The sequence below is a fragment of the Xenorhabdus sp. NBAII XenSa04 genome, from assembly GCF_963866145.1.
In the GTDB taxonomy this organism is placed as follows: Bacteria; Pseudomonadota; Gammaproteobacteria; order Enterobacterales; family Enterobacteriaceae; genus Xenorhabdus; species Xenorhabdus indica.
The window spans coordinates 1-1656 of record NZ_CAWMEB010000187.1 but is presented as its reverse complement, the minus strand read 5'-3'; the positions used below and the strand labels follow the sequence as shown (position 1 = coordinate 1656).

The 1656-nt window shown below is 55.6% G+C and carries 3 protein-coding genes; all 3 read left to right on the top strand.

Annotated features, from left to right (window positions below; all coding sequences use genetic code 11):
* Positions 1-87 precede the first annotated feature (87 nt).
* Complete coding sequence (locus tag AAC147_RS07905) at positions 88-462, top strand: hypothetical protein (RefSeq protein ID WP_047686276.1); 375 nt, start codon at positions 88-90, stop codon at positions 460-462.
* A gap of 5 nt (positions 463-467) precedes the next feature.
* A complete protein-coding gene (locus tag AAC147_RS07900) occupies positions 468-806 on the top strand; it encodes a hypothetical protein (RefSeq protein WP_197056439.1) in 339 nt (112 codons plus the stop codon).
* Positions 803-1656: conjugal transfer protein TraG N-terminal domain-containing protein (locus tag AAC147_RS07895; protein WP_047686274.1), on the top strand; the 854-nt coding region annotated here is incomplete at its 3' end. The genes AAC147_RS07900 and AAC147_RS07895, both read left to right, overlap by 4 nt.

Genomic DNA, 1656 nt, shown 5'->3' with positions numbered 1-1656 from the left:
CACGGAAAAACCGACGATGGTCAATCTGACGAAACTGAAAACCGGCAGTCTGACGGTAACTAAAGACTTTACCATACTGGAACAGGTGTGATTCAGGCGTTGCAGCGCGACCCGGACAAAGCTGCCCTGACGGGGCGTTTAGCGGGGGAGCTGGCGATGGCGGAAACTGTGGAAACGGCGTTACTGATGCGGCGGATGCTTATTATCGGGATGTCCGAACCCAATGCGGCGGCACAGTCAGAAGCGCTGGCCGAAGGGGAACGGCGGATTGCCGCGCTGGACCGGGAAATCAATGCGCTGAAGAATGAAATGCAGCTGAAACAGGCCCTGTCCCGTAATGCCATCCTGACCATTATTGAGCGGGACACCCAGCGCATCAACATGCATCCGCAAAAACAGGTGCCGGACAGTACCGATGCGCGGTTTTATCAGCTGGAAATGCCCAGTCGTGCGCGCAGGTAAGGCGGATGATGACAAAGAAACATGCAGTATTCCGAAAAGGTGTTGTGCTATCACTGCTCATCGTGTTGGTGATGGGCATCACTTTGGCGACAAGCTGGGTCGGGCTGCATCAGGCAGAAAAACTTGACCGTATTCACCACTGGGTGACCGAAACCGGGGGAGTCTGGTTCGTCTGGCGGTTGGGCCTGTATGTGTTACTGGGTTGGGGCGGTCAGAAAATCTGGCAAAGAACAAAGCACCAGCCGGAATACCGCGCAACGCTGATACGGATGATGGCCGTCAGTCTGCTGTTTATTCTGTTGGGTGAATATGCCCCGTCAGGCCATATTGAGGGAATACGATGACAACTAACAGTTATCTGGAATATTTTCTGACATTACTCGGCTGGGTCGTCAATAACGGCTTATGGCACATTCTGATTACAACCGGGCTGTTTACGCTGCCGTTAGTGATAAAAGTGATGGCTATTTGGCTGAAAGTGCGGGAGTGTGGCGAAGAAGATGGTAATGGCGGGTTGCAGTCGCTCGCCCGGACTGAAAATACCCTGTCCTGTGCCTTTTTCGTGATGGTGGTGTGTTGTGTGCCGCTGGTAAATGTCAGCCTGACGACGCTTCAGTATGACCAATCCCGCGCTAAAAGCTGTGGCACCTGGACACCGCAAACGCCGGATAACAGTGGGTATGCGCCAGTGATGTCCAGCCTGAACAACCAAACAGCCGCTGTGCCGCTCTGGTGGGCAGTGGTGCATCGGTTATCCAAGGGGCTGACACAGGCAGCGGTGGCGTCCATTCCTTGCCGGCCGGATCTGCGGCAACTGCGCTTTGAAGTGCAGCATACCCGCATCAGTAACCCGGCACTGGCGGCGGAGCTACAGGATTTTACCCACGATTGCTATGCCTTAGCGCTTTATCAATGGAAACAACGCGATCGGGAGCACATCACCGATCCGATTATCCTGAATGATATCGGCTGGCTGGGCAGCCGCACATTTTTAGCCGGGGATTACCAGACGCTGCAATCCCGCACACCCCGGGCGGACTTTCCGTGGCAGGAGAGCCGGGACAACGGGCGGCCTTATACCGTGCCGAACGGTTACCCGACCTGTAAAGCCTGGTGGTCAGCCGCCAATACCGGCCTGAAAGACTGGGTACTGGCGCAGGCCGATCCGGGATTGTGGTTGCGTCTGTCAGCGAC